Here is a 3391-nt window from a genome sequence, read left to right on the forward strand (position 1 = left end):
GTCCTGTTGGAGCGCTACAAAACCTTTAATGGAAGTGCAGAAGCAGGTGTTGTGGTGATAGCTACAGAACTGATTCCGGATAACGGGAAAAAACTGGAGGCTATTGTGAGGGAACTGGCCGATTATAATCAATTGGACCAGCCTTTTAAAGAATGGTTGGCTGGAGAGGTAAGTTTCTGTAATTCTTTGGTGGACAGGATTGTACCAGGTAAGCCGGATCAGAAAACTTTAGAAGGGCTGGAAAGTCAGTTGGGGTATCAGGATAATTTGCTGTCTATGGTGGAGCCTTACCGGTTGTGGGCCATCGAGGGCGATGAAAAAGTAGCTTCGAAACTTGAATTCCGCCTGGCGGATGCAGGGGTGATTGTTGCAAAAGACATAGAACGTTTCAGAGAACTGAAGGTGCGTTTGTTAAATGGTACGCATACTTTGAGTTGTGGAATTGCTGTTTTGGCAGGAATTGATACGGTTAAGAACGGGATGAAAGATGAGTTGCTGAAGAATTATATCACTGAACTGATGCAGAACGAAATTGCGCCAGCCATTCCTTATGAGATTGCCCTGGAAGAATCTTTGGCTTTTTCAAGAGTAGTGCTGGACCGTTTTGCCAATCCGTATATTGAGCATTTGTGGAAAAGCATTACTTTGCAGTATTCCATGAAACTGAAAATCCGGATCTTGCCGGTTTTGGTCAATTATTATGCATTAAACGCTCAGGTACCCGTTCATATTGCTTTTGGTTTTGCAGCCTTTCTTCATTATATGAAATCGGCAGACAATGATGATCAGGCGGCTTATTTTACTACCCAGCTGAAATCTTTATCTGAAGCTGCCTATGTAGAAGGGGTATTGAGGGATACCGCTTTTTGGGGAACCGATCTGACCCAATTGCGGGGTTTTATTACTGCAGTAGGTAATTATTATGACCTGATTACCGAGAATGGAATTCAGGTTGCTTTGTCTGCTTTCAAAAACCTGTGAGGGCCGCTCAGCAAAGACAAGATGATTTTATCCCTTCGGAAAAGAGGGGTATCTTTATAAATGAATGATTAAAAGATTAAAATTGATATACAGATGGAGGATATAAAAGTATTACACGCGGTACACCCGGATGATTTCAAATCATACGGTACGGAAAAGATCAGGGAACGTTTTTTACTGGCTGACCTGAAGGCGGAAAATAAGGTGAATTTTGTGTATACACATTATGACCGGATGATGGTTGGTTTGGCATACCCGGTTAATGCAGGTGTTGAATTGGGTAATTATGCTCATCTACGCTCTGAGTACTTTCTGGAAAGAAGGGAGCTTGGGGTAATTAACGTGGGTGGTGCAGGCCGTATCGAAGCGGATGGCACAACTTATAACCTGGATAAACTTGATGCCCTTTATTTAGGCAAAGGTACTGAAAAGGTGCGTTTTGAGAGTATCGATGCAGCCAATCCGGCCGTGTTTTATTTGTTGTCTACGCCTGCACATAAAACTTACGAAACGACTTTGCTGGTTAGAGCAGATGCTTTTTCTGCTGTACTGGGCAGTTTGGATACGGCTAACGAAAGAAGGATTATCCGTTATATTCATAAAGACGGAATTCAGAGTTGCCAATTGGTGATGGGCTTAACTATTCTGGCCAATGGCAGTGTATGGAATACCATGCCTGCGCATGTACATGACCGGAGAATGGAAGCTTATTTCTATTTTGATGTAGAAGAGGATCAGCGCGTATTGCACCTGATGGGCGAACCTCAGGAGACCCGTCATATTTTAATGGCGAATCATCAGGCGGTGGTGTCTCCGCCCTGGAGTATCCATTCGGGAAGTGGTACAAAAAATTACAGTTTTATTTGGGGTATGGGTGGTGAAAACCTGGATTATGCGGATATGGACCCTGTTGCAATTCAAGATATACGTTAATGGACAATTCATTTTCTTTAAAAGATAAGGTCATTGTAGTGACTGGCGGTACCGGAATTTTAGGCGGTGCTTTTGTAAATGCGGTGGTAGAAGCGGGTGCTTCTGTAGGTATCCTGGGCAGAAATGCACAGGTGGCTCAGGAACGTGCTGATGCAATTAATGCTGCCGGCGGACAGGCCATAGCCCTGGTTGCCGATGTGATGAACGAAAAGGAGCTAAAGGCAGCGAAAGCCCTGGTTCTGGAAAGGTTTGGCAAGATAGACGGCTTGGTTAATGCGGCCGGGGGAAATCAGCCTGAAGGGGTTCTGGCACCAGAACAGGACATTTTTGATATGGACCTGGCCGGAATGAAAAAGGTAATGGACCTGAACCTTTGGGGAACGATTATTCCTACGCAGATCTTTGGGGAGGCTATTGCGGATACAGGTAAAGGAAGTATTGTGAATATTTCTTCTATGAATTCCAAAAGGGCCATTACAAAGGTGTTGGGTTATAATATGGGTAAAGCCGGGGTAGATTATTACAACCAGTGGTTTGCTGTGGAGATGGCCAACAGGTATGGCGATAAAATCAGAATGAATGCAATTGCACCTGGTTTTTTCCTCACAGAACAGAACCGTAACCTCTTAACTAAACCTGAGGGTGGATATACCGACCGTGGTGGTCTGGTGATCAAACAAACACCTTTTAAACGTTTTGGTGATCCGGATGAATTGAAAGGGGCTTTGGTCTGGCTGTTGAGTGATGCGTCTAAGTTTGTAACCGGGGCAATGATTTGTGTGGATGGTGGGTTCTCTGTTTTTGGAGGTGTTTAATAGCGATCTTAAAAAGAAGGAACCACGTGAAAAAATTTATAGACGAGAACTTTTTATTAAAGAATAAGACGGCCCAGGCATTGTATCATGACTTTGCCAAAGATATGCCGGTGATTGATTATCATTGCCATCTTCCGCCGGATCAGATTGCAGAAGACCGTAATTTTGAAAATCTGACACAGGTTTGGTTGTATGGCGATCATTATAAATGGCGGGCCATGAGGGCCAACGGGATTGCCGAGGAGTACATTACCGGAGATAAAAGTGACTGGGAGAAGTTTGAGAAATGGGCGGAAACGGTGCCTTATACCCTGCGTAATCCTTTATATCACTGGACGCACCTGGAACTTCAACGCTATTTTGATGTATACGATATCCTTTCTCCGGCGACGGCGAAAAAGATTTACGATGAATGTACGGCTAAGCTGCAGACGCCGGAGTATTCTGTAAAAAACCTGCTGCGTAAAATGAAGGTGTCTGTTGTGGCAACCACTGATGATCCGGTGGATGATCTGGCTTACCACAAACAATTGAAGGCAGATGGTTTTGAAATTAAGATTTTGCCTGCTTTCCGTCCGGATAAAGCCATGAACGCAGACGATCTGCCTGCATTGATCAGCTATATTGGTAAGTTGGAACAGGTTTGCGGTTTAACCATAACT

General features: G+C 44.1%; 3 protein-coding genes and 1 pseudogene. All 4 read left to right on the forward strand.

Features of this window, described 5'->3' with window-relative positions:
* Window positions 1–981, forward strand: a pseudogene (locus VNZ46_RS25905) (altronate oxidoreductase); the annotation flags it as partial.
* A gap of 93 nt (window positions 982–1074) precedes the next feature.
* Entirely contained in the window at window positions 1075–1914 is an 840-nt protein-coding gene (gene kduI, locus VNZ46_RS25910; protein ID WP_325564021.1) for a 5-dehydro-4-deoxy-D-glucuronate isomerase, read from the forward strand.
* Window positions 1914–2729, forward strand: coding sequence for an SDR family oxidoreductase (locus VNZ46_RS25915; RefSeq protein WP_325564023.1), 816 nt, complete (start codon window positions 1914–1916; stop codon window positions 2727–2729). Before kduI ends, VNZ46_RS25915 begins: the two co-directional genes overlap by 1 nt.
* Before the next feature lie 26 nt (window positions 2730–2755).
* On the forward strand, window positions 2756–3391 hold a 636-nt coding region (locus VNZ46_RS25920), incomplete at its 3' end, for a glucuronate isomerase (RefSeq protein ID WP_325564025.1).

The organism is Pedobacter sp., from assembly GCF_035566355.1.
Lineage (GTDB): Bacteria > Bacteroidota > Bacteroidia > Sphingobacteriales > Sphingobacteriaceae > Pedobacter.

What these genes read in the sequence shown, in the direction of transcription:
- kduI (WP_325564021.1), top strand. Translation starts at nt 1,075, where the DNA reads ATGGAGGATATAAAAGTATTACACGCGGTACACCCGGATGATTTCAAA.
- VNZ46_RS25915 (WP_325564023.1), top strand. Translation starts at nt 1,914, where the DNA reads ATGGACAATTCATTTTCTTTAAAAGATAAGGTCATTGTAGTGACTGGC.